The 24130-nt window shown below is 60.0% G+C and carries 23 protein-coding genes; 6 read left to right on the top strand and 17 right to left on the bottom strand.

All coding sequences use genetic code 11. The features are described from left to right. Positions 1 to 33 precede the first annotated feature (33 nt). The 5 genes from FFS09_RS30835 to FFS09_RS01870 form a co-directional block, all read right to left on the bottom strand. Positions 34 to 1131, bottom strand: coding sequence for a hypothetical protein (locus tag FFS09_RS30835; protein ID WP_212745034.1), 1098 nt, complete (start codon positions 1129 to 1131; stop codon positions 34 to 36). Positions 1132 to 1147: 16 nt separating this feature from the next. Then, entirely contained in the window at positions 1148 to 1495 is a 348-nt protein-coding gene (locus tag FFS09_RS01855) for a hypothetical protein (RefSeq protein ID WP_137917166.1), read from the bottom strand. A gap of 115 nt (positions 1496 to 1610) precedes the next feature. Continuing rightward, positions 1611 to 2096, bottom strand: coding sequence for a helix-turn-helix domain-containing protein (locus tag FFS09_RS01860; protein WP_137917167.1), 486 nt, complete (start codon positions 2094 to 2096; stop codon positions 1611 to 1613). Positions 2097 to 2257: 161 nt separating this feature from the next. Further along, positions 2258 to 2962 (bottom strand): hypothetical protein, encoded by a 705-nt coding sequence (locus FFS09_RS01865; RefSeq protein ID WP_137917168.1) that lies wholly within the window; start codon positions 2960 to 2962, stop codon positions 2258 to 2260. Positions 2963 to 3000: 38 nt separating this feature from the next. Then, entirely contained in the window at positions 3001 to 4275 is a 1275-nt protein-coding gene (locus FFS09_RS01870) for a hypothetical protein (protein ID WP_137917169.1), read from the bottom strand. A gap of 203 nt (positions 4276 to 4478) precedes the next feature. On the opposite strand from FFS09_RS01870, the gene FFS09_RS01875 reads away from it, so the two are divergent. Both FFS09_RS01875 and FFS09_RS01880 read left to right on the top strand, forming a co-directional pair. Further along, entirely contained in the window at positions 4479 to 5123 is a 645-nt protein-coding gene (locus FFS09_RS01875) for a hypothetical protein (protein ID WP_137917170.1), read from the top strand. Between the two features lie 12 nt (positions 5124 to 5135). Then, complete coding sequence (locus FFS09_RS01880; RefSeq protein WP_137917171.1) at positions 5136 to 5540, top strand: nucleotidyltransferase family protein; 405 nt, start codon at positions 5136 to 5138, stop codon at positions 5538 to 5540. 480 nt (positions 5541 to 6020) lie between these two features. Here FFS09_RS01880 and FFS09_RS01885 read toward each other — a convergent pair whose 3' ends face one another. From FFS09_RS01885 to FFS09_RS01940, 12 genes are all read right to left on the bottom strand, one after another. Further along, the gene (locus tag FFS09_RS01885) at positions 6021 to 9263 is read right to left on the bottom strand and encodes a hypothetical protein (protein WP_137917172.1); all 3243 of its coding nucleotides are present in this window, start codon (positions 9261 to 9263) and stop codon (positions 6021 to 6023) included. 210 nt (positions 9264 to 9473) lie between these two features. Then, positions 9474 to 11240, bottom strand: coding sequence for a PAS domain-containing protein (locus FFS09_RS01890; protein WP_137917173.1), 1767 nt, complete (start codon positions 11238 to 11240; stop codon positions 9474 to 9476). Between the two features lie 52 nt (positions 11241 to 11292). Continuing rightward, complete coding sequence (locus tag FFS09_RS01895) at positions 11293 to 12147, bottom strand: hypothetical protein (protein ID WP_137917174.1); 855 nt, start codon at positions 12145 to 12147, stop codon at positions 11293 to 11295. A 66-nt stretch (positions 12148 to 12213) separates the two neighbouring features. Beyond that, the gene (locus FFS09_RS01900) at positions 12214 to 12525 is read right to left on the bottom strand and encodes a hypothetical protein (protein WP_137917175.1); all 312 of its coding nucleotides are present in this window, start codon (positions 12523 to 12525) and stop codon (positions 12214 to 12216) included. A gap of 77 nt (positions 12526 to 12602) precedes the next feature. Further along, positions 12603 to 13295, bottom strand: coding sequence for a hypothetical protein (locus FFS09_RS01905; RefSeq protein WP_137917176.1), 693 nt, complete (start codon positions 13293 to 13295; stop codon positions 12603 to 12605). Positions 13296 to 13319: 24 nt separating this feature from the next. Next, positions 13320 to 14534, bottom strand: coding sequence for a hypothetical protein (locus FFS09_RS01910; protein WP_137917177.1), 1215 nt, complete (start codon positions 14532 to 14534; stop codon positions 13320 to 13322). 13 nt (positions 14535 to 14547) lie between these two features. After that, complete coding sequence (locus FFS09_RS01915) at positions 14548 to 15462, bottom strand: DNA/RNA non-specific endonuclease (protein WP_137917178.1); 915 nt, start codon at positions 15460 to 15462, stop codon at positions 14548 to 14550. Positions 15463 to 15510: 48 nt separating this feature from the next. Continuing rightward, entirely contained in the window at positions 15511 to 15729 is a 219-nt protein-coding gene (locus tag FFS09_RS01920) for a hypothetical protein (RefSeq protein WP_137917179.1), read from the bottom strand. A 43-nt stretch (positions 15730 to 15772) separates the two neighbouring features. Further along, positions 15773 to 16258, bottom strand: a complete 486-nt coding sequence (locus FFS09_RS01925) for a hypothetical protein (RefSeq protein ID WP_137917180.1) — start codon at positions 16256 to 16258, stop codon at positions 15773 to 15775. A gap of 17 nt (positions 16259 to 16275) precedes the next feature. Beyond that, a complete protein-coding gene (locus FFS09_RS01930; RefSeq protein WP_137917181.1) occupies positions 16276 to 16722 on the bottom strand; it encodes a hypothetical protein in 447 nt (148 codons plus the stop codon). A 5-nt stretch (positions 16723 to 16727) separates the two neighbouring features. Beyond that, on the bottom strand, positions 16728 to 17885 hold the full coding sequence (locus tag FFS09_RS01935) for a ribonucleotide-diphosphate reductase subunit beta (RefSeq protein WP_137917182.1): 1158 nt from the start codon (positions 17883 to 17885) through the stop codon (positions 16728 to 16730). Between the two features lie 49 nt (positions 17886 to 17934). Continuing rightward, complete coding sequence (locus FFS09_RS01940; RefSeq protein WP_137917183.1) at positions 17935 to 20820, bottom strand: ribonucleoside-diphosphate reductase subunit alpha; 2886 nt, start codon at positions 20818 to 20820, stop codon at positions 17935 to 17937. A gap of 379 nt (positions 20821 to 21199) precedes the next feature. Between FFS09_RS01940 and FFS09_RS01945 the strand changes: the two genes are divergently transcribed. Genes FFS09_RS01945 through FFS09_RS01960 form a run of 4 tightly spaced genes read left to right on the top strand, consistent with a single transcriptional unit; the run spans position 21200 to position 23875 of the window. Further along, a complete protein-coding gene (locus FFS09_RS01945) occupies positions 21200 to 21766 on the top strand; it encodes a hypothetical protein (protein ID WP_137917184.1) in 567 nt (188 codons plus the stop codon). Between the two features lie 42 nt (positions 21767 to 21808). Then, entirely contained in the window at positions 21809 to 22744 is a 936-nt protein-coding gene (locus FFS09_RS01950) for a hypothetical protein (protein ID WP_137917185.1), read from the top strand. Further along, a complete protein-coding gene (locus FFS09_RS30840) occupies positions 22744 to 23169 on the top strand; it encodes a hypothetical protein (RefSeq protein WP_212745035.1) in 426 nt (141 codons plus the stop codon). The genes FFS09_RS01950 and FFS09_RS30840 overlap by 1 nt, the downstream gene beginning before the upstream one ends. A 7-nt stretch (positions 23170 to 23176) precedes the next feature. Then, complete coding sequence (locus FFS09_RS01960; RefSeq protein WP_137917186.1) at positions 23177 to 23875, top strand: hypothetical protein; 699 nt, start codon at positions 23177 to 23179, stop codon at positions 23873 to 23875. The last annotated feature ends 255 nt before the right edge of the window (positions 23876 to 24130 follow it).

The following is a 24130-nucleotide window of genomic DNA, read 5'->3' on the forward strand; positions in this document are numbered from 1 at the left end:
ATGAGAGGCCGCCGGGGCTCCGGCGCGCCGATTTCAGATAGGGCGCGAGCGGCGCGATGTGACCGCTTTCTTCTCAGGCGTGGAGGGCTGCAGAAGAGCCTGCTGATCGAGCTGCAGCGCTTGCGGGCCGGGAAGCATGTCCCATTGATACTGGGGAACAGCATCGAGCAACTTCGCGTATGCCTCCTCCCACGTGCTGAACGAGCCAGCGCCATTCCACGCGTCCATCATCTCGTCGGTGGGCTGAACCGGGACAACGCGCCATTTGTCAGCAGGCGGTCGGGCTGCAATCGCAAGTGAGATGAATGCACTGAACATCAGAGAGAATTCGGCGTTTTCAATGCCTTTTGCTCTCATCAATTCCTTTGCATCAAGCACATCGGAAAGCAGGTCGAGGTACTTCTGCCGCATCTCCTCAAAGCCCATTGCCTGACTCGAATCCGGAATCGCTGATGTCATTGCATCATTGAAAGCTCGCATGCGCTTTCGTGCACCGTCCGCGTATTCGTCCTGATACTTGCGTCTTGCTACCGGGGTGTCGAAGGCAGCTTGAAACGCAGCATAGGCATCCAACCAGCCAGATGTTGGCAATGCGTCCGTTGCACCGCAGCCTCCAAGTGCAACTCGGGTCTCGGCCAGTGCATCCGGCCCTCCGGAACACCATGCTTCATATGCAGTTGGGTGTCGACCGTACTGTTGGATGAAGTCATCCTGCCAAGCCTTGAACTCACCGACTCGAGACTCCATCGTGGGCTCACCTGCCTCGGCCTGCGGATCTCCCGGCAACACCTTGACCTGCACCGAGATCACTGGCGCGGTGTTGTCAGACAGGACGCGAACTTCGCAAGGCGGGCCGTTTTCGTAGCCGGCATAGCGGCCAGTGGCCAGGGTGGCCTCATAGAGTTCAAACGTGCAGGTCTCCCAAACAGCCAAAGGACTGCCATCGGAACGACGAACCTGCCATGCCACAGGCTGGCCGCGCCTGGCGCGGTCATTTGCCACGATTTCGCGAACCTGCTCGGGCGTGAAAACGTCTGTGCTCCCAATGCGGGGCTTGTTGACCGTGTACGCAGCCCGCCCGTCATTCCAGGAAAGCTTGAATGCGGGATCGGGCAGCTCGAAATCAGTCATGGGTAGGTGCTCAGGTTCAGCGGCGGCTCAGGCAGGCGACAGCACGCGCGGTGGAGAAGCGGATCATTTCACCGGCCTCACCCGCGCGTCGGGCCGGGACCCAGGTGGGCTTGGAGCCACCCACAAACACCAGGTCACGCAAGCCAATCACGTATCCATCGGCATCGATGATCTTGTAGCCCTCGGGAAGACTGCCTTCCATGGTGTTCGCAGCATCGCGCGTGCGCAGCGGCGACTTCAGAAGCGCCAGAGTCGCCTCGTTGGAGGCGCGGATCAGGGTCTCGGGCTTGTAGGCGCCGCGCTGGCCAGCGCGAGCAAGGCGATCGGAAGGGCCGCGGGAGAAGGAGGAGTTGGTGGTTTTCATGGTCGAATCAAACGTGTGTTGGTATGCAGATAAGATATCTGATACACAGACAAACGGCAACCCGAATACGAAATCATGACCACTCAGCCGGAGTCAACTGCGAACTGCCTGAGACTCAGCGAGGCCTGGCAAGCCTTTGGCCGCTGGTGAAGCGACCTACGATGGTGCCGAGGTCTTCCGAAGGCGTTGCAGGCGTCGCGGCGGCCGGGACTACAGGCGTCGTTGAAGGCGGTGCAGCAGGAGCCGCAAGGCCTGCCGGAGCCATCAGGCCCACCCCCTGGCTACCTCGAGGGGTCAAGGTGTCGGAGGCGTAGTAGTCGGCCGCCTGAGCGATGGTCTTGGTGCGCCGCATCAGGGCCAACGCCCGAAAGTACGTTCCCGCCGACAGACTCGGGTCGCCCTTCTCCATTTTCCGCAGGGTGACATGCGAGATGCCCAGCTTGGCGGCAAAGGCGTCCTGGGTGACATGAAAGACGTCTATGCGCGCCTTCTTGATGTGTCGGCCTATTGCAGCAAGCGACCACTCACCAGCCTGATCGAGATCTTCGGTCGTGATATGTGGCAGGAAATCAGGGACTTCCTTGTCTTGGGTTTGGGCCACTTTGGGTGCTGCTGCCGAGCTCACATTCGCTTCCTGTTATTTGGTGCCTACAAGATATCTCATAAGCAGTGAATCGACCAATTTTGCCAGATTCTTTGACGTTCCTGCGGATTTCGGAGCCGGAGCCGGGAAAAGTTCACGCCTCAGGACGTGGTGGCCGTTCATCCAATGTAGCAGGTGCTCCATCCAAGTCGCTTGCACTGTTCGGCAACCAAGGTGACCCAATCTTCCGGCAGTGGCACGTCACTGTCTTCGCCATCCATCTCAACGTAGATGTGCGGCTCAATGCCGTTCCCCCGCGGGAAAGAGACGCCGATCGAGTCGGCCACCTTCAACATGTGATCGATGACGGCGGACAGATCCTTGTCGGCGTACGACGTGCAGACCTGACCCTCATAGCGCATGCTCGCGCCATGGTGCCATGTGGCGTATTCGACTTTCGCAGACCACTCCTGCCTGTAGTTGTACGCAAGATGGATACCCGTTGAGCAAAGGGCAGCCAAATTGGGTTCCCGTGAAATCTTGGATGCCTTTGAGGCCAGCAAGGCAGACAGCCTTGGGCATCCATGGCCTCGCAGTCCACGTACACCAGGGCCGATGCCAAGGTCCTGACACTGGCTGACCGCATCGTCACAGATGCTTTGCTGTCGGCGAAGTTCAGACTTCGGCGTCGATTTGCGCATCTGAAGCGACTCCAGGGTTGCCAGCTGGCACTCGGTCAACCAGGCCAGCACCGTAGCGGTTTGACGGGCGGCCGCCGACGGGATGCGGTTATCGAACAGGCCGCTCATGGGGTCCTCAGAGGTGTGTGCGGTGCCCATGGCCGGCTGGTGTGTCTCGGAGACGGTGGAATTGATGGTCTGCATGGTTCTTTCCGTTCTTGTCCGCGAAGTGTGGCGCAGTGTTACCGACGCGCGCGCCGGCGCACGATGGGGGAGGGGGGTGATTCGGGTGCGGGAGCAGGTGGATTGGCGTCATCCCAGGGCTTCCAGGTCTGCGGGGAGCGGTGGATGGTGGCGAACAACCTGTCGACGCCGACCAGGCTGACCACGGTGGATTCGCATTCGAACGTCGACATCGCGCCGTATTCTGCTGTGTAGCTGCAGTGCAGCGTGCCTGGCGGGATGTCCAGGACCGTGATATCCGTGTTCGGGTTGTCGAGAAATGACCGAACAGCCGCCAGGCCCTCTTCTTCGCCCAGCTTGGACTGAATCATCTTCGTCAGAACCTCCTGGTCAATCATGGTCGCTTGCCACAAGTCGGTGCAGATGCCGCCTCGGACATCGCCCTCAAACTCACTGCAATCCTCATCCACGCAGGCCAAGAGCAAATGATCGCCTCGAACGACGATCCTGGGGCTTGTGTTGCCCACCGAAACCGAAAGGAAGCCGTGCCGTGAGGCGAAGTGCTCGGTCTGCAATTGCGTCCCCAGAGCGGTGTTGATGGACAGCGATGGCTTTCCCTCCTCCACGATGGACGTGAAGATATTGCCATCCATCCTGAACCAGTCGGCAAGAAGCATGCGTCCGGAGGGGGCGGGGATGGCCACTTCGATGACGCGCGCCAGCGGCGTTGGAGGCAGAGGCCTGATTTCCAGAGGATCGCTCCACGTTTCCCCGAAAGAAAAGCTTGCCGCGACCGGGCGCCAACCCGGGTATACAAGGACGCCAATCCGTTGGCCAGTCGCGCTGCAGGGCTCGTCTGCCATTTGCTCGATCTCCGCACCAAAGTCTCCGCTTGCAAGTGACGCGAGAAGCCCCTCGTAATCGGTTCGACCTTCCTTCACGGTCTTGTTCATCAGCCAACCGAAGCTGATTTCACGAGAAAATGGGTAGGCAGCACGTTCTTCAGACCACGGCTCTTCGGTACGGGCGATGAGGCTGTTCCAGGCGTTTGCCCACCCAAACCGCCGCCTCTCCACGTTCTGCACCGCATGGAGGTGGCCATCCTCGCGCACAACCTTCAGATGCGCCACAACAGCTTGATCGAGGAGGTCGGAATGCAAGCGACGAGTTCGCCGAGCTTCTTCGGCTGCCTCGGCGCTCATCTTGGCCTCATCCACCGCCTCCCAGGCAGCACGAGCAGCCTCGTACACCTCGCGCGTGAAAATGGACTCAAAGACCTTCGTCGACGTTGAAATGGCTGGCGATGGAAGTGGGGTTGATTCGACGTGAGACATGCGGGTGTGCGGTGCTGGATTGATTCGGAAGTGGCTTGAATAAAAGATACCTGGTCAACCACTCTCCAGCAACTTGTGAACAAGATGTCAAGAAAGCGTGAGGAGTCTCATGGCGCCGGGTCGCATTCAAGTTGAATTCGACGTGCATAGTGGATATCCTTTGTGCAGAAAGGGAGGCGGCGCATTGTCGCTGCTTGCACGTCATGGTCGATTTCGCAAAACTCAATGATCCTGAACACAGGGCTCGCGCCAGGGCCGACCGCGAGGCGGCCGAAGCCATTCAGGCAAAGCGGGATGGACTCATTGACTCCGCGATCGAACGATGCGCCCTGCACATTGAGATCTTGAGCGCGCGGGAGGCCGAGTTCGTGCGCTCGGTGCAGATGCGGCAACGGACGTTCTCTCCGGCCACACCCGCGCAAGTACGCTGGCTTGCCGATATCGAAAGGGCGTTGGACAGCAGGCTTGGCATCATCACCGTCACACAAGGCCTCCGTGGTCATTTTGCCGTTCACTACAAGATCGGCGAAGACGGGTGCCCGGAGCCTGAGCAGTCCGGCCTTGGCAGCTACAGCACACCAGGTGGAGCCGCAGAAGAAGCCAGGGCGTGGGCCAACAGCGAGGGGCTTCGCTGTTCAGTCGATGGGCACGAAGAAGAGTTGTTGATTGACCACTTGAAGGCGACGGGCGAATATGTGGAGCATCCAGCCAATGCGAGAAATGCACAGGCCAACGCAAGCCACGCAGGCGCAATCGCGCCAGCAGCAAGCACCGAAGCCACTCAGGCAGTGGCCGCTGGCCGCCGGACCATTGAAGCCATCCGCGCCAGGTCGCGCAACCGCCCATAAATCGAGCGCATCATGGTCCACCAAGCAAAGTTCGTGATTCCAACGCAGGAAGAGATTTGCGAGGTGCTCAAGCTGCACCCGCTCGTCAAGTTGCGGGAGAAGGTCTCTCGCTGCTTTCTGGTGGGCTCCTTTGCGGCCGAGCACCTTGGTGTTGGCGCCACACATGAGCGCAGCGACGTGGACGTGCTGATCGAGGTCGAGGCTCGTGAGCAAAGTGCTTCCGATTTGGATGAGCATTACCGCAAGCGACTGGCTCAGTATTTTGTGACGCACGGTATCCGGGGTGTCGCCGATCATGTCCATCCGCAATGGTGCGGCCGACGTGTCGACGTCTACTTCACCTTTGATGCGACACCAGAGCAGCGACCGAAGATCGAACTGGAGCGGCTTGCCCCCAAGGCTCGAATGAGGCCGTAGGCCAAGGTTCCATGTTCATCTGAACCCGAAACTGGCCATCCCTGTGCAATACCTTCGTGACAAAGTACACGCCTTCTATGCCAGAGAAGCCTTCTCGCCAGATTCAAGGCAGTTGGCTGAGATGATGACGAATTGTCAATTTCTGGAGTCGACTCGAGCGCGGCATCAACCCATTCGAGCTCGTGCTTTCAGATGTGCGTCCGGGTCCAAAAGGCCATGACGCACTACTACGCGTAAATGATGCATACCGTTCTCTCCAACATCACGCCAGCAGGCGTGTTGGGCTTTTGTGCTTTCGTGGGGCTCTGTGTATTGGGCTGGGGCTGGTTCAAGCACCGCCAGGCTGAAATCGCTCTGCGACGCAGAACGGAGTATTTCCAGGTACGGCGAACACTGTCGCGAGACTCCGGCCTGGTATCTTTGCGCGAAGACAACTGAGAAGGCCTGAGAAGGCTGGCCCCTTGGAGGCCAGCCCATGCCTCAGAGGCTCCTGCGACGCCGGGCGCTGGCTGCGCCGCAACCTTGCACAGTTTCGACGCTCTGTTCGCTCGTGCCATGCTGCGCACTTCTGTTGGCGGCCTGAGATGCGATCGCCTTGTGCATTGCCCAGCGCAGGGCCACATCTTCGGAAAGCTGACCAGGGTGAACGGCGTCAAGCATGCCGAGAAGTTCCACGCTGGGTTTCAGCCCCATGCCAATGAGCTCCTCCAGCATTTCGGGCTGCTTGGCCAGGATGTTCGGCGCGCTGCGCTCGATCATGGCCACATGCATCTCGGGGTCCGAATTCACGGCAGGATTCTTCAGGAGCCCCATCAGTGCTTGCGCCACGTGCGCAGACGGAACGCCGGAGCCCTCACTTGCCTGTCCAGGGCGCGAAGGCGTCTGAGCACCTTCTGCAACGTCAAGGATGGTGGCGCCTCTTGAGGTTCGCTTGAACGGATCGATCATCCGTGCGGCCGCCTCCCGGATGACGCCCACCGCACCAGTTGCCCCGGCGACCAGAGCGCAGCGCATGCCGGCGTCGGTTGCATATGTCGGCCGCGTCTTCTCGAAGAGCGAACCTTGATGCGTCAGGTCAAGGGTTTTGCTCCCCATCGTGGCGGCGAACAGCATGGGATCTCGCCGCGCCCCCTTCGCGATTCGCTCGTGCAATTGCTCGGCCAGGTCGGCCGCATGCGCCTGCAGGGCCTCGAGGGACTCCTTCCTCAGCTTGCGCTCGGTGAGGTCGACATACAGTTGGCCAGTGCCAGCCACGCCGCGGAACAAGATGCCGGTCACTGGTTCTGACCTGGCGTTGCGCTTGAGCTCATTGCGACCAAGGATGGGCAAGTAGCTCTCATCGTTGTTGGTCCCGTAGTACCAAGTCTCACTGGCCATCGGCAAGGTGACTGCCCGCAGTGTGCCCTTCTCCAGTGTGGCTCGAGTCAGCTTCGGGCCGGCCAGAAAGAGGGGGTGCGCATCAGGGGCGATATCCAGCGCCTTTGTGAAGTCGACGTCTTCGTCGCAGTGATGGGCGCAGAGCAGGGTCATGTGAACCCACATAGGGTTGGAGCCTTCCGAGCGAAAGCTTAACTGGTACGCGCTGCCAGATGCGAGAACCTCTGGGTCCCTGCTCTCTATTGCCAATTTTTGTGGAAAGTCCACATCAGAGCGGATCATGGCCAGCTTCCACTCAAGCTTGCCACGGATAGGGCTCTTCTTGTTCACTCGAGTGGTCAGTGGATTGGTGGAAGCTGCTGACATCCCGATGAGTGAGCGCAGAGCGCTGGAGCGGGCTCGTTGAGCGGCGCCGTGCTGCAAGTTGGTGCCGCGGTAGGTCTGAAGCGCCTGGTACGACGGCGCCTTGATGAAGTCAGCCAATCCGAGCTTGAACTCAGACGATTCCTGGTCACCAGTGCCAGCTTGCAGGTCGCGTTTGAGCCGGTTTTCTGCGGCATCGCGCAGGATGTGTGCGGCCGCTCGAACGCGTGTGCTCTCATCAAGGTTCAAGGGCTCCAATGCGAAGAGCTGCTCACCAGGTCGAGCATTCGCCAGCAGCTCCATCAAAGGGCGACTGCACATCAGTGCTTTGGGCGGGGCCAGCGACTTTAGGCCGGCCTCGATCCCGGCTTCGTCCGCTATCCGGTTGAAGGCCAGGCCGAGAACACGGCCGGCGACGATGGGGTCGGTGAGATTGGCTTCGAGCAACTGGGGCAGGGACTCGAAACTCTTGGCGCCCAGGTTGGCGCCAGAGCTGTTGCGGACCACTGCGCCATTGGTGCGAAAACCAAGGAAATACCCGACCTTCTCCAGGGAGACACGTTCACGAACCGCGGGGTTCATGGCGTCATGCATCGATTGCAGGCATGCCAGGACCTTTCGTGAGTTCTGGACGGTCTGGCCGGTGACCTTGGTGAGCACCTCAGGAGGGACTGCAAGGATGTGCCATGCCCCCGACAGTCCGGACTTGGCAATGGCATCGCGAATCGATGGATCTCGAAAAGTCTCATACACCGAATGCGTGAACAGGCGCATGTTGCCGAAACGAAGTGCCAGGCTGATTGCGCCGCGGTCCAGTGTTGAGTTGAAGTCCTTCAGCGCTGTGTTCATGCTCGGCAGCGGTACGAAGGCCTTTGCTGCCGAGGAGAGCCTGAGGAAAGGCGACAGGGGATTGAAGACCTGGGATAGGCGCAATCCCAGATCGTCCACGTTGTCCAGAAGTGCAGCGCGAAGCTGACGGTGGCTCTCTCCCAGGGCCTGAGATATCTCAACCACCAGCGCCTTTGCGGTGGCCTCCAGGTTGGTCTTCAGTTGCTCACGCCACCTCATGTCCAGGGAGGTCTCGATGTGGCGGCTCAGGCTGAACAGGTTCACGCCATTCAGATTGACGGAATCCATGACCATTCCATCGGCGCCAACAAAAACCGCCTTGATCCCGGCTGTGGGATCTGGGGTGACTGTGGTCGAGCTTGTGATGTCGTTCGAGTGGTTCTCCACGATCATCTGCTCGTACTCTGCGGTGCTTGGCGATGGGTTGGCATCAATGCGCGCAACGCCCAGGGAGATCCCGGCGAAGTCACGCACCGTTTTCACGTAGGCAACGTTGAGCAGGTGCAGATACTGAAGCTGCAAATGGACGGCCTTGTCACCGACCTCCTCGGTGAAGAATATCTGGTCAAGTTCATCCACTGGGACGCGAGGCGCTGCGGAGAGCGAGCCATTCAGGCTTTGGACGGCGACGTTGCGATTCGAGGACTTGCGGGTAAAGACGTTGGAGGCGAACGCCTTGGCGTCCTCGTAGTCGGCTGGGTGAAGTGAGGATAGTGCGCGTGCAGCCTTTGCAACTTGACCAGCCCACGTGTTGTCCTCTTCGCTCGGCTCAGCGGATTCGGCACCCAGACTGTTCGATCGAGCCTGGACCATGGCTTTTGCCAGGTGTGGGGCGTGGGGAACTGGGGGGATTTCACCGGCGCGAAGGAGCAACCGAGGACTTTGTCCAAGGGTGGCTTCAGCATGCGCGAGGACTGCCGCATGGAGTGCGGAGGAGCTGAATCCTGCCTGCGCTTCAGGGCGCGCTCCGTCAATTGACACCCGGTCCATTGGGTCGTGAAGGCCGGCCGGGCCATCGAGGCCATCTTCGACCCCTGCCTCCAGATCGGAGTCATGACTGTTACGGATCCACGAAAGCATTCGTGAGATCAGTGGACGGGGACCTGAAACGGAGGCGAGGGCGGATGTATTCATGATGATCTGGATGTGTCCAGCTGCTGGCATGTGCGGCAGCGCTATTCACCCCCTGCATGGGGTGCGAGCTCAAGTCATTGGGACCATCGGTACCAGGTGCCCCCGGTCGGGTCTGCACCTCAGCTCAACAGCGCTGGATGCGAAAAACGGATGCGTAAAGCATATCGCATAAACCCTGAATGCCAAAACAGTCCGATGACTGTTTCATGCTCATGCCGCTCGACGAACCCGAATCTGTCCGTGCAGTCCACTTTGCTCGAAGTGAACGTTTGGGTTGCGCGCCTGGTAACTCAGGTGGATACCCTGTTTCAGCAGCATGAGCATTGCGAAAACCATAACGGTTTCATCCCGGATGCCGGACTGGATGGGGCTGGCGAGCAAGTGCGCCTTGGTGATGTCGCTGTAGTCGACCCCGTCAGGGCCTGGCCCGTCATCAAAGATGTCGATGATGAGGTAGCCGCGGGGATCAGCAGGGTCATCGCGAACCACGACGACAACCATTCCACCCACCGGGCTGAACCGAACCGAGTTGTGCAGGACCATCGACAGAGCGCTATGGAACGCAGCCGGATTCACCAGGCCCATGCTGAAGCCTCGTGCGGCTTCAATCTCAAGTTTCACTCTGATCGAGCGCTCGCGAATCACCTCGCTCATTTCGCTGATGACTTCCTGGCTGGCTTCGGCCAGGGAGTGGGGTGCCAGGGATTCAGTAACGGTTTCAGACATGGTCGAATCGGCCATGAAGGAAATTGCCCCGGAGAGATCGTTCAGGTCGCGCCGAAGCTTGTTGGCGGTCAAGCCAACCTGGGCGCAAATTTCTTGGGCACGTTCAAACGCGAACATGCCGCTTTGCGGATCTGCCTCCAGGCCGGCAAGTGCGGACTCGGTTTCCATGCTGCTGGAGAGTGTGTCCAGGCGCTCGAGGACCGGGCCCGTGAAAATCGGCAGGCGGGTGAGGAACTGCTCGTAGATCCGCACCGAGATCTTGTTTCGCACGCTATCCAGGGACTCGATGAGACCGGAGCTGATGTCCAGGGCGATTGACAGGATGCCGCGCAGGTTGCCCACGGCGTCATAGATCGGGGTGAAGGTAGAAGCCATGGTCAGGCTGTCGGTACCGTCCGGCCCGATGTACCGATAGGTGTAGGCGCCGCTTGTGCGCGTGTTCACGCACTGCACGAAAACGTTGCGCAGGTTCTCCAGGTCATCAGGGTGGATGCAGGCCCAGGTGATGCTGGAGTCCAGTGGAACGCCCAGTTCCAGTTTCCACCGATCCTTTGTCCAGTAGACCGTGACGGTCTTGAGGTCAGCGCTGTAGAGGTACATCCGGAATGTGTCGTTCACCATGGGCAGCAAGGCCTGGATCACGGGGCTGGTCTCGGAGATGGAATCGATGTGGTGACTCATGCCCACAACGAGGCGGTCGCCCAGGCCGATCTCAACGGTGTTCGCTTCGGTGCTGAAATTGGCGAATGTTCGCTGGATTATCGACGTCGGACCTTCCAAATCCGAGGCGATATCGAGATCTGGCTGGCCGATCAGATTCGGGTCATACGGCTTGGCCGTCAGCGCAGCTTTGATCTGTTCGGCCACACGATGTGTGTCGGTTTCTTGAGTGAAGAACCACTGGAAGTTCCCATCGCGATTGCGCGACCAAAGCGTGGCTTTGGGCAGATGGCGACTGACCGATTCAAGCTGGGAGAGAAGGGCTCTGTTGATCCCCTTGGTACGCTGGATGATGTAGAGCTGCAGCGCGATTGCAACGAGCAAAAGCGTGATCAAAAAGCCCAGGGAGTAAAACGCGACAGCCCCGTTACCTTCGCGCGTCAGGCCCCGCACCACGTGCATGAGGGAAAACGCAAGCGCGCATGCCCAGAAAAGCAGCATCCCCAGGCGAAACAACCTGCCGATCCGGCTGGACGAATTTCTGTTGTGGTTCTCGACGGAATCGGAGGATTTGGAAGCAGAAGGCTTCATGGAACAAGACACCAGGCCGGAGCTCCTTTTGAGAGGTCCGGCCTGGTGGTGGTCATGGTGTGCGTGAACTGGATTTTGCCTGCAGTTGGGGATTGGGTTTCGCGTCGAAGAACATCTGCTCAAACGTCTGGATGTTGTCGCTGAGTTTGACAGAGCTCGTGGGGCTCATGCCGTGCGACTCCAACCAGGCGCACAGAGCCGCGCGGGCAAGCATCGATGACTGCTTGAGCAGTTCGGCCGAGCTCATCTGGGAGAACTCTGCGCCTTGCGAGAGGCGGCCGGTCAAAAGCTCGATTGCGAATCGGCTGTCTTTGGACAGCGGGGCCTTGGCATTGGGCTGCGAGAAGTCGCCATGGTGCTCGCGGCGTGCGGAAACGAAGGTCGCGATGTTGATCGCTGCCTTGTTGCCCGAGTCTGCAGCGATGCGCGAGATGGCGTGCACATCGGCCAGGGACTGCAGGAAGACAGAGTCAGCAGCGTCCTGAAGCGTCTTGTTGTCCAGAAGCGGGTTCACGCCCAAGACGATGGTCACCGGCGAATGGGCGAAGGCAGGGGTGGATTCGAATTTGCTGGCCCACTCGCGCATCGTCGCCGCCTGCAAGAGGGTGAAGCGATCCACGGGGTCGGAGCTGGTGGCTCCCTGCTGCTCGAGAGCGGCGAACGCAACCTCGGCGGAGGCGGTGTTCAGGCCCATGCCGGCCGCATCGGTGACCTGGATGGAGATTTCAGCCGTGGGCGCGAATTTGTGCACGCCAAGGCCAATCCTGCGCACAAAGGTCTCGGTCTCGGTCTGCCGAACCGTGTGCCGGACATGCTCCACGTGCAGCACACCCTGAAGGGCCGCGTGATGGATGAAGGCGTTGACGACGCTGGCTGCCTCGCTGGCTTCGGTGGTCGAGAGGGACATTGTTGGAATTCTCCAGCTTTGGCGAAATGATGATCGGGGGAATTGAAGGCGAAATCCGCTGGAGGCTCAGTGCATGAGCTTGTTGCCGAGGGCGGTGGCCTGGCGCACGCGAGAAAGGGTGTCCACGCTTATCAGGAGCACGTTCTCGGGCTTGTTCTGAATGAGATCGCGCACATCGGCGGGAATCGGGAAGAGGTGAACGTCGACATTGCTGACCCGCAGCTCCACCCGTTCATTGACAAACTCGACCTTTTCGATTCGGCCCCCATAAGGGGTGACCAGGCAGGCACGCAGATCCGAGCCATGGCCGGCTTTCATGATGGTGAAGCCAACGGCGTGGGCAGGAGTAAGACTTTGGTTCATCGAGGTAGTCGTCATGGAGTCGTCGGGTTGTCTGTAATATCGTGTTTAGTATATCCGTTACGCCTAGAAACGTCACAGGCGTCATGGGAAAATCAGGGGCTCAAAATCTCGACCTCCCCAGCTCGAGAAGCTTCCTTCAGGAAGCGCTGCCTGGAAGGGGCGTCACGAACGATCAATGCCTTGTAGCCTGGCGCGAGGCCACCAGAAGAGCGCAACAAGAGGCCGGGATCGTGGTGGCCCAGTTTGAGGTGCCGCAGGCGATCTTCGTACGCAGAGATGCCGTAGGTCAAGAATGCCCAGGCGGAATCATTCTCGCCACACAGAACGTAGACCCGATTGCCGTGAATCACGCTGAGGCTGTCGCCCATAGCGGGGAGCAGACCGCAGGCATCAGGATCCAGTGCGTCTGTCCTGCGCATGCGGAAGTCCCGAAAGGACAAGGGATCATGGACCATGCATTTGACTCGATGGCTCGCGCAAGCCTGACATGAGACGCAAATGTTCGCCAACTCATGGCCATGGCCAAGAGAGAGGAGATGGGTGTGCGTGAAGCATGCGTTCTGCTTGGAACCCAGCGACTTGTTGCACCAATGGCAGTTCCGAGCCTCAGACAGGATAGCCACCAGATCCTCTGGCCGAACCGAAGACTTGGCGCCATGCCTCAATGCAAGCTCAACTCCTTCGGCAGGAATCTTGAAGCCGCTGAAGACTCGTTCACTGGCCATGCGCGCGGCAAGATTGACCAGTTCATGGTCGAGTGCCGCTGGAGTTGCACGTGCGTTCATTTCTTCACTCGGGAGCATGCACTCTCACCGCCTTGGGCTTCGCACTGTTCTGCCGGCTTCATTCGCCTGCATTTCGGCAGCCCGGATGAACTCTGAAGTCACGGCATCGCGCACTTTTTGGGCGACTTGGCCGACGGCAAAGGCAAATACGGCCAATTCCGGTGGGCCAGATGATGCGATGACTCCAGTGAGACCGTTCGAGCCCGGCGCGTTGTCTGGACCACCCAGGAGTTCAGCGAACAAAGCTGAGACCTGCGCAAGCCGCATCAAGGATGCATGGCAGGCAACGGACATCCGACCGTCGTTGATCTGCTTGTGAGCAGTGTTGTAGCCCTCAGAGAGCCACGCCACCATCTCGACAAACTCCAGTTTGTTCGCGGCAAATGGACTGAGCGCCTGAACTCTGGATTCGACTTTTGCCAGGGCCTCAGCGGCGTCAGACGCATATGCTTTGGCAGCTTTCGGATTCATCACCTGGGTCACACCGCCTTTGGCCGCGGCAAACCTGATTCGCCCTTGGCGGTCCTTCTTGTTTCCCTCAATCTTGCCGAGCTTGTGCAAAGTCTCGACCGATCCGAATTCAACAGATCTCCCATTCGTTGCGCCAGGCACGCCGGGCAATGCGATGGAGCCAAAGAGCTGGGATCGGTACGGGAATAGGGTGAGTGAGCCGACGTGTTGGACGTTGCCGGCGATGCTCGCACCAGACTTTTCAGAGGGGAACTGCAGGGCCAGGGCATCGGAAACTGCGTGCAACCCCTCCCAAGAGAAGTCCTCTCTCGCAGTCACCGGATTGTCCGTGGTCGGAGGGTTACCCCAAAGACGCTCCATGGGGGCGCTGAAGACCTCCTCATCGAGACTTGCAGCTTTGCACATGGCGTAGGAATCTGCATCCAGCGGGCCAAGCGCCGATTCCTGAAGGCAGACAAAGTACACGTCCTGATGCTCTGCCGGGCTCAGGTCCAATGCCTGAAATGCGCGACGGACCATGGCAGCCCTGCGGTCGGGGTGAAGCCCAGCCGCTGGTGAAAAGTGAACTGGCGCCGTGTCTGCTGGGCGCCCCGTCTTCCCATCCTCAAGATCGATGGCTGGAGGGTTGAAGAAGGCGACGAATCCCTCGCCGATGACGGCACCCAGAAAATCGGGAACAGAGTCGACGGTCAGGGCTCCGCGCCCATCATCAAAAAGCACGAGCTCGTTGCCCGAAGCGAGGCTCCGACGGGAAAGCGTGAGGATCATGGCAAGGACGCGGTCACTGAAAGCTCGGGAGCCAGCTCACACCGGTGCGCTTGACCAGTTCGCCATAGGAAATCGGCGCCCCAATGCGCGCGGCATCCGTGTTTTCAGCCCAATGGGCCCATGCGCGGCCGGCTGCCGGGTCGTAAACGAGTTTGAAGAAATGGGTGGGGACGAAGACTCGGCCCTTTCCCACAGTTTTGGGCTGCGCATCGGCGAACACAGGGCCGGTGAGCACATAGACGGGACCGGAGGCGCGCATCACGTACCGTCGGGTGTCGATCTCGACTTTCGCCCACGCATTGCGGTTGAGTTCAGCGGCCTGGGGAGCGGTGTTGGCCAGGGAGAACGACTGCGCCATCGATTGAGCGTTGTCCATGTCAGCGGCCGGGGCCATGTGCCCACGGTCGTAGCCAGAGCCGCGGTAGTCATCAAGGCTTGCTCGCTCGCGAGAAGGAAGACGCGCATCGGCAAAAAACACGTCCGTGCGAGCCTCGGACTTCGCCTGCTGAATCCGAGAGCGGGTGAGCACCTCGGCGACGTAAAGGGGGGTCTTGGTGACACCAGAATGAAGCACCGCGAAGCCGTCGAAGCACAGCGCCCTGGCCTGGAGCCTCTCAAGGGCAGGGTACGAAGGAAGGGTGGCGCCGTAGAACTGGTCTGCACACGCGCCGAAGTTGCCCGTTGATTGCGGCATGGGCGGCGTGTTGGCGGCCGAAGTGACTTGAGCCGCAGCGGCTTGGGCAACAACGGTGCCAACACCGCCTGCAGCTGCGGCTACAACGCCAACTTTTGCCGCCTTCTTTGCCGCGCCGGCAAAACCACCCAATGACAACGAGTAGGCCGGGGTGCTCAGCAGCGATAAAGAGACGACTGCGACGGCAGTGATCAGCGCATACGAGCGCGAGACGGTGTTTGATCGGGTGTGCATGTTTATAAGATACCCCATGGGCCACCTTTCGCCCACCGACCAACGCTGTCACGCGGCAGGATTCTCAATCCCGTCGAAATAGATGACCACAAGCCACAGGAACATGGCCAAGAACCAGGGAATGGCCAGTGAATAGCCCAGTGGAACCCTTGCAAACAGCAGGACAAAGGCGCATGCGAAAAAAACGATGACGCATCCGAACGTCCCCAAAATCGTGAGACGCCGGCGCCACATGGTGCGAAGCATGCCTTTGAGGACGAAACTCATTTGTGCCGTGAAGAGTTTTGACTGTTGCCGGGGATTCCGGGGGTTATGCCGCCATTCGCGCTTTTCGCACCGGCGGCACCTGGATCAACTGCGTCTGTTGGTACGCAAGCAGTCGATACCGTGCAAGAAACATCTGGAAGGCATCTTCAGGATCCGCTGGCACGATCTTTGAGGGCATCTGGGCGATCGTGATGTCATTGTCGAGGTCCAGCCGGCGCACGGAAGCCGGCATCAGGTCGCGCTGAATGGCGGCCTGCAGGATTTGGTCCGCACGATGAACATCAGGATGCCCGAATTTTCGCGCGTAGGAGGGCGGCGGCGCAATCAGTGCTTGCAGGGCAAGGTGAGGATGAACGATGCGCGAGAGCAAGACATTGTGCTGGGCCACGCTGTAGAACATCGTCAAATGGGCCGGTGAATGACAGGTGCTTGCAAGCGATCGTCCGATGGACACGACGTCGTTGGCGCCAATCAGCGCAACCGGGTCATTACGAGGGCCCTCGGGTCGGAATTCGATTTCGCTGAGCATGATGTTTCGGGTGTTTGTTACGGGCGCATCCGACGCGGCTTTGCCAGATCGGGAGCGGGAGGAGGTGTGGTGGCTTCAGCCAAGACGGCGCTCGAGACGGCTTCCTGGCTCTCGCAGGCATTCGCGAGGCGCGCATGGTTGATGGCATCGAGCATCTGGACGTCGCTGTACTGGAAGGAGGTGTCCAGGCCGTAGGCCTCGCACGCGGACTCCCACTCGCCCTGCTCAATCCCGTCGACCGAGGTGAGAAGAACGTGGCCGGTGCCAAGCTCGACAATTTCACTCACCTCGAGCGAGGAAATCATGTCCCGGCGCATCTCGGGGCTCATGAGCGACCACGCCTTCTCCAAAAGACCCTGCAGGTCACCAATTTCGTGGTCGTTGCCGGATTCGTTGCCGTGCGCCGTTGCACACAGGATGAGGTCACTGACGGTGTTCTCGTCGTCAAAAAGCACGTTGCTCATCGTTCTCACTCCCAGTTGAGGGCGCCGCCCGTTTGGTACTCGATCACTCGGGTCTCGAAGAAATTGCGCTCCTTCTTGAGGTCGATCATTTCGCTCATCCAGGGGAACGGGTTCTCTTCGGCGGGAAACATCGGCTCCAGGCCGATCTGCTGCGCGCGGCGGTTGGCGATGAAGCGCAGGTAGCCTTTGAACATCGAGGCGTTCATGCCGAGCACGCCGCGCGGCATGGTGTCTTCGGCGTAGCGGTACTCGAGATCGACGGCCTTGTGGAAAAGCCCCTTGATCTCATCCTTGAAGGATTCGGTCCACAGCCCCGGGTTTTCCGACTTCAGAGCATTGATCAGATCGATGCCGAAGTTGCAGTGCATGGACTCGTCGCGCAGGATGTACTGGTACTGCTCGGCGGCACCGGTCATCTTGTTCTGGCGACCCAGCGCCAGGATCTGCGTGAAGCCCACATAGAAGAACAGGCCTTCCATCAGGCAGGCGAAGACGATCAGGCTCTTGAGCAGGCGCTGGTCGGTTTCGGGCGTGCCGGTGTGGAAGTTCGGGTCCATGATCGCCTCGATGAAGGGGATCAGGAACTGGTCCTTGTCGCGGATCGACTGGACTTCGTTGTAGGCGTTGAAGATCTCGGACTCATCCAGGCCGAGGGACTCCACGATGTACTGGTAGGCGTGCGTGTGGATGGCTTCCTCGAAAGCCTGGCGCAGCAGGAACTGGCGGCATTCGGGCGCCGTGATGTGGCGGTAGGTGCCCAGCACGATGTTGTTGGCGGCCAGCGAGTCGGCGGTGACGAAGAAGCCGAGGTTGCGCTTGACGATGCGGCGTTCGTCTTCTGTGAGGCCGTTGGGGTCTTTCCAGAGCGCGATGTCGCGGCTCATGTTCACTTCCTGCGGCATCCAGTGGTTGGCGCAGGTGGACAGGTACTTCTCCCAGGCCCACTTGTACTTGAACGGCACCAGTTGGTTGACGTCGGTCTGGCCGTTGATGATGCGCTTGTCGGCCGCGTTGATGCGCCGGGCGACGTTGGTGGCATGCGCGGCGGCAGAAGCCACCACATTCTTCGGCGCTGCTTCAGGAGCGCTCACCTGGGGCGCTGCGGCAGGTCGCTCGACAGCGTTGACGCCGGCGGCATTGGGTTCATCGTCCCAGGAAAGCATTTCTGACTCCAATCACAAAAGGTACGGATTTCTTCGGCCTGACGGCATGCTATTGACACGCCTCGCAACCCGGGTCATCGAGTGCGCAGAACTTCACATCCGTGGCCGGAGTCATGTCCGAAGCGGTGGCGACAGGGGCCTTGGTGGCGGGAGCAGGGGCCGGAGCAGCTGCAGAGACCGCATTGAGCTGACCCGTGCGACCAGTCGACTTCTCCGCTTGTGTGGCTGAGGTGGTGCGCAGGTAGTAGGTGGTCTTCAGACCGCGCACCCAGGCAAGCTTGTACGTGTCGTCGAGCTTCTTGCCCGAGGCGCCGGCCATGTAGATGTTCAGGCTCTGCGCCTGGTCGATCCACTTCTGGCGGCGTGCCGCGGCCTCCACCAGCCACACCGGCTCAACCTCGAAGGCGGTTGCGTACAGGTCCTTGATTTCAGTCGGAACACGATCGATCGAACGCAGGGAGCCGTCGAAGTGCTTGAGGTCCATGACCATCACGTCATCCCACAAGCCCAGGCCCTTGAGATCCTCGACCAGGTAGCCGTTGATGATGGTGAATTCGCCCGACAGGTTGGACTTGACGGAGAGGTTGCCGAAGCTGGGCTCGATGGACGCATCCACGCCCACGATGTTGGAGATGGTCGCGGTCGGGGCGATGGCCACGCAGTTGGAGTTGCGCATGCCGTCGGCAGCGATCTTCTGACGCAGGGCATCCCAATCCAATCGGCTGGAGCGATCCACATCGACGTAGCCGCCACGCTCGCGGGCCAGCATGTCCAGGGTGTCGGGAGGCAGGATGCCCTGGTCCCACAGCGAGCCCTTGTAGCTGCCGTAGCGACCGCGTTCACGCGCCAGTTCGGTCGACGCCCAGTAGGCGTAGTAGCAGACGGCCTCCATGGAGCGATCTGCAAACTCCACTGCCGCGCTGGAGGCGTAGGGCATGCGCATTTCGTACAGAGCGTCCTGGAAGCCCATGATGCCCAGGCCAACGGGGCGGTGGCGCAGGTTGGAGTCGCGCGCCTTCTTGACGGCGTAGAAGTTGATGTCGATCACGTTGTCGAGCATCCGCATGGCCGTTTTGATGGTCCGCTTCAGCTTCTCGTGGTCGAGAACGCCACCGATCACGTGCTGCTTGAGGTTGACCGACCCCAGGTTGCAGACCGCGGTTTCGGTGTCGCTGGTGTTGAGCGTGATCTCGGTGCACAGGTTGGAGCTGTGCACGACGCCGGCATGCTGCTGCGGGCTTCGCACGTTGCAGGCATCCTTGAAGGTGATCCAGGGGTGCCCGGTTTCGAACAGCATCGTGAGCATCTTTCGCCACAGATCGGATGCCTGAATCTTCAGGGAGGGCGTGATCTCACCGCGCTCGGCGCGTGCTTCGTAGGCAACGTAGGCTGTTTCGAAGTCGGAGCCGAACTTGTCATGCAGGTCGGGAACGCTGCTGGGGGAGAACAGGGTCCAGTGGCCCTTTTCCATCACACGCTTCATGAACAGGTCTGGGATCCAGTTGGCCGTGTTCATGTCGTGAGTGCGACGACGGTCATCACCCGTGTTCTTGCGCAGGTCCAGGAACTCTTCAATGTCCAAGTGCCAGGTTTCCAGGTAGGCGCAGACAGCGCCCTTGCGCTTGCCACCCTGGTTGACGGCCACTGCCGTATCGTTGACCACCTTCAGGAAGGGCACCACGCCCTGCGACTCACCATTGGTGCCCTTGATGTGCGAGCCCATGGCGCGAACGCGGGTCCAGTCATTGCCCAGGCCGCCGGCGAACTTGGAGAGAAGAGCGTTTTCCTTGATCGACTCGTAGATGCCGTCCAGATCGTCCGGGACCGTGGTCAGGTAGCAGCTGGAGAGCTGGGAGCGACGCGAGCCGCTGTTGAAGAGCGTCGGGGTCGAGGACATGAAGTCGAAAGAGGACAGGAGCTCATAGAACTCGATGGCGCGCGCTTCGCGGTCGACTTCGTTGAGCGAGAGGCCCATGGCCACGCGCATGAAGAAGGATTGCGGCAGCTCGATACGGGTCTTGCGCACGTGCAGGAAGTAGCGGTCATACAGCGTCTGCAGACCCAGGTAGTCGAACTGCATGTCGCGTTCAGGCTTGAGGGCCTCACCCAGGCGAACAAGGTCAAACTCAAGCATCTTGTCGTCCAGCAGGCCGTTTTCCACCCCCTTCTTGATGAACACAGGGAAGCTGGTCGCATAGCGCTCACGCAGTTGCCACGCGGGAACCTCTTCACCCAGAACTTCCTTGACGATGGTGTGGTGCAGCAGACGAGCGGTAGCGTACGTGTAGCCGGGATCCTTCTCGATCAGCGTGCGTGCTGCCAGGATCGAAGCCTTGTAGACCTCCTGAAGGGGCACGCCGTCATAGAGGTTTCGCTTCGTCTCCGCCAGGATCGGTTCAGGCTTGATGTCATTGCCAAGATCGGTGCAGGCCGCTTCAATGAGGCCCTTGAGAAGGGCCATGTCCAAAGGGGAGCGCACGCCACCATCGACCACATGGATCACTGGCTCGGCTGCAACCGCCACTTCACCCTTGGCCGCACGCTCTTGTGCGCGGCGCTCACGGTACAGCACATAGGAGCGAGCCACCTCTTGGTGCCCGGCGCGCATCATGCCCAGCTCCACCTGATCCTGGACATCCTCAATGTGGAAGGTGCCACCTGCTGGTCGCGAACGCATCAGCGCCTTCGTGACGCTCTCGGTCAATGCATCCACAGTCTGGCGAACACTGGCCGAGGCGGCGCTGCTGGAGCCATGAACAGCCAGGAACGCCTTCATCATGGCCACAGCGATCTTGCCGGGCTCGAACGGCACCACCGAGCCGTTTCGGCGAATGATCATGTACGAGGTGCTCACGCCGCCAGCGCCAGCATCTCGGGCCAAAATGGGAGCGACGGATTGGGAAGGAGAAGCAGGGGCTTGGGTTGCGCTCAGCATGAGAAATCCTTGGGTGAAGTGGTTGTGCAGATCAGAGTGCCGGCTGCCTCGTTGGACCCTGAAGTCAGCGGCACGGGCATTGAAAACAGTGGCCTATGTATGCGTAAAGCATATCCTATCCACCATCTCCATTCAAGACCAAAGCCCACTCTGAGCCCATGGGCCACCAATTGGCATGCCAAAACGTAGTGCCTACTGACTACAGTTCCCCGCCCGGCACACCGCCCTCCCAGCTTGGATCTCAATCTGAAATGGGCGCGCCCTGAGTGCGCAGCGGGTCGAATCGGTAGAGTGTTGCGAAAATAGGTGGAAGAGATACACTATACGCATAGTTCACGCTTAACCTGCGCTATCGGTCTACAACGCAACCGGGAACCCAATGAATACCGCGACCAAAGACATTCTGCAAAGCCTCCAGCCTTCCCCTGCAGCACGTTCGTCAATCGAGCTACTTGTCCAGGCTTCACTGGGCAGTGCCGGCACGATCGCTCAGCGTGTTCGAGACACCCTCACTCTGGATGAGATGGTGATCGTGGAGTGTGTGAATGAGGCTGTTGTCGGGCTGGATGCCCATCATGCAGAGGTGTTCCGTCGAGCTCTGCACTCGACACCCGGCTTCCCCGAGGCTATCAAGCGCGCCACTGTCGATATCGGCGTCGTTCTCTCTCTTGCAAAGACGTTCGAAGACGACGACGCCTTCATCGATGCAGCCGGCCTGCTTCACGACATCGATTTCAAGGCGCACAACACCAAGGTCGCCGATTTCGCCCTCCTGCTGATCGAGACGGACATGCGCAATGCGCAAGACGCCAAGGAAGGCCGTTCTGGCGCCAATGCGTTGCTGTATGACCTCGTGCCCTACGACGTCACCAAGCGGCGCCTGCAAACACTGCACGCTTTCGTGCGAATCGCGGCTGGACGCCTTGAGTTGGCCGCGCTGAACTGACCCCTTGATCGAAACCCACGCTCCCGCATAGAAGGAAATTCCATGAGCAAACTTGCCCAACTCCAATCCAGCATCCTCTTTCAGGTTGCAGGCGATGAAGCCCTGAAGAGCCAGGTCAGCGATGGCGCGCGCAGGCTCGCTGCGGGTGCTGCGCTGGTTGTTGCCGCCATCATGGCTGCCCCCGGTTCCGCTCATGCTCAGAACAGCCCGGTCTCGCCCGGCAACTGCACGAGCTTTGGCAGCGCGATCGGCGGCCTTCTGGGCGGCATCGCTGGTGGCGACTCCTGGGACAAGCGCGCGCTGGGCGCCGCTGTTGGCGCATTTGGCGGCGGTGCGATCGGCTACGGTATCTGCAATGCCGCTGCCGAGAAGGCCGAGAAAGCCAAGAACCCGCCGGTTCAAGTCCAGCCTCAACCCACCAACCAGGGCAATCTCGGTTACCCGCAGGTGATCCTGCAGCCGCACCAAGGCTCTGCCCACACGCCCGTTGGCGTGCAGCCTGCCGGCGCGGTGCGATCGATGCCGATTGGTGATTTCAAAGGCCGTTTGATTTCTCAGTTCGATGAAGCCGGAAAGAGCCATCGCGCAGAAATGGTGGCGCTGTCTGTCGTTGAAAAAAACAAGCTGGACGCCTGGGGCAACGGTGTCCTGAGCAAAAAGAAAGCATTCTCTGATGCGGTGATTGCAAGTGCTGAGGGTCACGGTAGCGCCGATGCGGTGAATGCCGCCCGTGCGTCGTTCGAGGCCGATCGAAAGGCGTTCTCTGCCGTAGTGGCCAAGTTCGGCACCGGCGCGCCGAACGTGGCGCCTCGCGATGTGGAAAGCCAGCTTGTGCTTTCGGCCTCGATCCTGGAGGTCCCCACCTACCGCACCGTGACGATGCCTCAGTTGGCGAGCGCTGATCTGAACCTGAGGGCGTCGACCAAGCCCGTGGTGCTGGATGCGTCCGCGACCTCGAGCTTTCGGGCGAGCGCTTGATGAACTCGCTCCATCATTTCTGGGGCCTCTACGTGGTGGTGATGGAGCAGCTCGACCTTTTGCACGCATTTGCGCTGTTGAAGCTCCAAACCTGGACGTTCAGCGATACGCTGCAGTGGGCGGGTGCCGTCACAGGCCTTGCAGGCGCCTACCTACTTGCCCTGAATGCCTCCATCTCCAAATGGGGCTGGTTCGGCTTTCTCGGCGCCAACCTTTTCATCGGCAGCTATGCCTACGTGACGGGCGCCAATGGGCTTCTGGTCCAGCAGATCGGCTTCACCGGCACGAGCATTCTGGGTATCTGGCGATCGAATTTCTCGTGGACCATGTCCATGAAGCGAGCCCTGGAAGCTCGGAGATCGAAGGAATTCCGTGGCATGGGCAACGCGAGCAGGCCGCACGTCAGCAAAATTGAGCTACTCTGAGGTCTGCATGAAAACACGAAGGAAGAGCTATTCGCGACCTCGGGACAACCAGCGCTCGAAGGTCTACGCCTGGGAACGACTGGCATCAAAAACCCTTGTCCGGATGCTGAACGGCGAGCGCGGTGTTCGCCGGCTGGACGTTCCCGAATTTGACACGCTCGATCAATGTCAGGCTTTTCTGAATCCGATCTGGTCTGCTGAACGCGGCCGGTATGGACGAGCCCGAGTCCCGGCGCCTGAAATCGCCCGCCCCAACCGAGGTCAGCGCAGTGCGCTTGCCCATGATGATCATCGGATCACGCTCCCTCGATGGTCTCGCGGCCGATGGGTTGTGCTGCATGAGGCCGCACACCGGCTCGGCCCCGTTGACGAAGCGCACGGGCCACGATTTGTTGGGATCCTCATCGGATTGCTGGTTCGACATGCCGGGTATGACGCCAATGAGTTGATGGCCTTGGCCGATGAGATGAATGTGAACTACCACGTGAGGTCGATCGGCCTGGTGCCCATCGAGACCATGTCCCAAAAGCTGGCCAGGCTGCTTCCAACGACCGAGATGGACGCCGCATTTGAGCTCGATGTGTCCTGGCGCCAGGTGCGCGGGGCATCACTTCCGTTGATCCGAGCAGGCATTGCCAGGTGGGTCCGGGACAAGTTGCTGCCGATTGAACGCGGTGGCCACGAATGCGTGGCGATGCCTGCCTGAGCATGCGCCATGAGGGTTTGTGATGCCGCCGAGGCGGTTCTGCGCGAGCACGAGCAGCCCTCGATCATGTACGGCGATGAGTGGCTTGCCCACCAGGTCGCCAAAATGCTCCAGTGGGAGCTTGAAGGGCCGCGGACAACCAGGCGCGTGCTGGCTGCATTGTCACGAACTCCAGGTCCTCTCTTGAAGACCCTCGTGAGAATGCCCAGCGATTGCTGCGCTCGTGGCCAGGCTGCTCTATGCTTTGAACTTCAT

This window comes from Hydrogenophaga sp. 2FB (assembly GCF_005503365.1).
Classification (GTDB): Bacteria; Pseudomonadota; Gammaproteobacteria; order Burkholderiales; family Burkholderiaceae_C; genus Hydrogenophaga.

What these genes read in the sequence shown, in the direction of transcription:
- FFS09_RS30835 (WP_212745034.1), bottom strand. Translation starts at nt 1,131, where the DNA reads ATGACTGATTTCGAGCTGCCCGATCCCGCATTCAAGCTTTCCTGGAAT.
- FFS09_RS01855 (WP_137917166.1), bottom strand. Translation starts at nt 1,495, where the DNA reads ATGAAAACCACCAACTCCTCCTTCTCCCGCGGCCCTTCCGATCGCCTT.
- FFS09_RS01865 (WP_137917168.1), bottom strand. Translation starts at nt 2,962, where the DNA reads ATGCAGACCATCAATTCCACCGTCTCCGAGACACACCAGCCGGCCATG.
- FFS09_RS01870 (WP_137917169.1), bottom strand. Translation starts at nt 4,275, where the DNA reads ATGTCTCACGTCGAATCAACCCCACTTCCATCGCCAGCCATTTCAACG.
- FFS09_RS01875 (WP_137917170.1), top strand. Translation starts at nt 4,479, where the DNA reads ATGGTCGATTTCGCAAAACTCAATGATCCTGAACACAGGGCTCGCGCC.
- FFS09_RS01880 (WP_137917171.1), top strand. Translation starts at nt 5,136, where the DNA reads ATGGTCCACCAAGCAAAGTTCGTGATTCCAACGCAGGAAGAGATTTGC.
- FFS09_RS01885 (WP_137917172.1), bottom strand. Translation starts at nt 9,263, where the DNA reads ATGAATACATCCGCCCTCGCCTCCGTTTCAGGTCCCCGTCCACTGATC.
- FFS09_RS01890 (WP_137917173.1), bottom strand. Translation starts at nt 11,240, where the DNA reads ATGAAGCCTTCTGCTTCCAAATCCTCCGATTCCGTCGAGAACCACAAC.
- FFS09_RS01895 (WP_137917174.1), bottom strand. Translation starts at nt 12,147, where the DNA reads ATGTCCCTCTCGACCACCGAAGCCAGCGAGGCAGCCAGCGTCGTCAAC.
- FFS09_RS01900 (WP_137917175.1), bottom strand. Translation starts at nt 12,525, where the DNA reads ATGACGACTACCTCGATGAACCAAAGTCTTACTCCTGCCCACGCCGTT.
- FFS09_RS01905 (WP_137917176.1), bottom strand. Translation starts at nt 13,295, where the DNA reads ATGAACGCACGTGCAACTCCAGCGGCACTCGACCATGAACTGGTCAAT.
- FFS09_RS01910 (WP_137917177.1), bottom strand. Translation starts at nt 14,534, where the DNA reads ATGATCCTCACGCTTTCCCGTCGGAGCCTCGCTTCGGGCAACGAGCTC.
- FFS09_RS01915 (WP_137917178.1), bottom strand. Translation starts at nt 15,462, where the DNA reads ATGCACACCCGATCAAACACCGTCTCGCGCTCGTATGCGCTGATCACT.
- FFS09_RS01920 (WP_137917179.1), bottom strand. Translation starts at nt 15,729, where the DNA reads ATGAGTTTCGTCCTCAAAGGCATGCTTCGCACCATGTGGCGCCGGCGT.
- FFS09_RS01925 (WP_137917180.1), bottom strand. Translation starts at nt 16,258, where the DNA reads ATGCTCAGCGAAATCGAATTCCGACCCGAGGGCCCTCGTAATGACCCG.
- FFS09_RS01930 (WP_137917181.1), bottom strand. Translation starts at nt 16,722, where the DNA reads ATGAGCAACGTGCTTTTTGACGACGAGAACACCGTCAGTGACCTCATC.
- FFS09_RS01935 (WP_137917182.1), bottom strand. Translation starts at nt 17,885, where the DNA reads ATGCTTTCCTGGGACGATGAACCCAATGCCGCCGGCGTCAACGCTGTC.
- FFS09_RS01940 (WP_137917183.1), bottom strand. Translation starts at nt 20,820, where the DNA reads ATGCTGAGCGCAACCCAAGCCCCTGCTTCTCCTTCCCAATCCGTCGCT.
- FFS09_RS01945 (WP_137917184.1), top strand. Translation starts at nt 21,200, where the DNA reads ATGAATACCGCGACCAAAGACATTCTGCAAAGCCTCCAGCCTTCCCCT.
- FFS09_RS01950 (WP_137917185.1), top strand. Translation starts at nt 21,809, where the DNA reads ATGAGCAAACTTGCCCAACTCCAATCCAGCATCCTCTTTCAGGTTGCA.
- FFS09_RS30840 (WP_212745035.1), top strand. Translation starts at nt 22,744, where the DNA reads ATGAACTCGCTCCATCATTTCTGGGGCCTCTACGTGGTGGTGATGGAG.
- FFS09_RS01960 (WP_137917186.1), top strand. Translation starts at nt 23,177, where the DNA reads ATGAAAACACGAAGGAAGAGCTATTCGCGACCTCGGGACAACCAGCGC.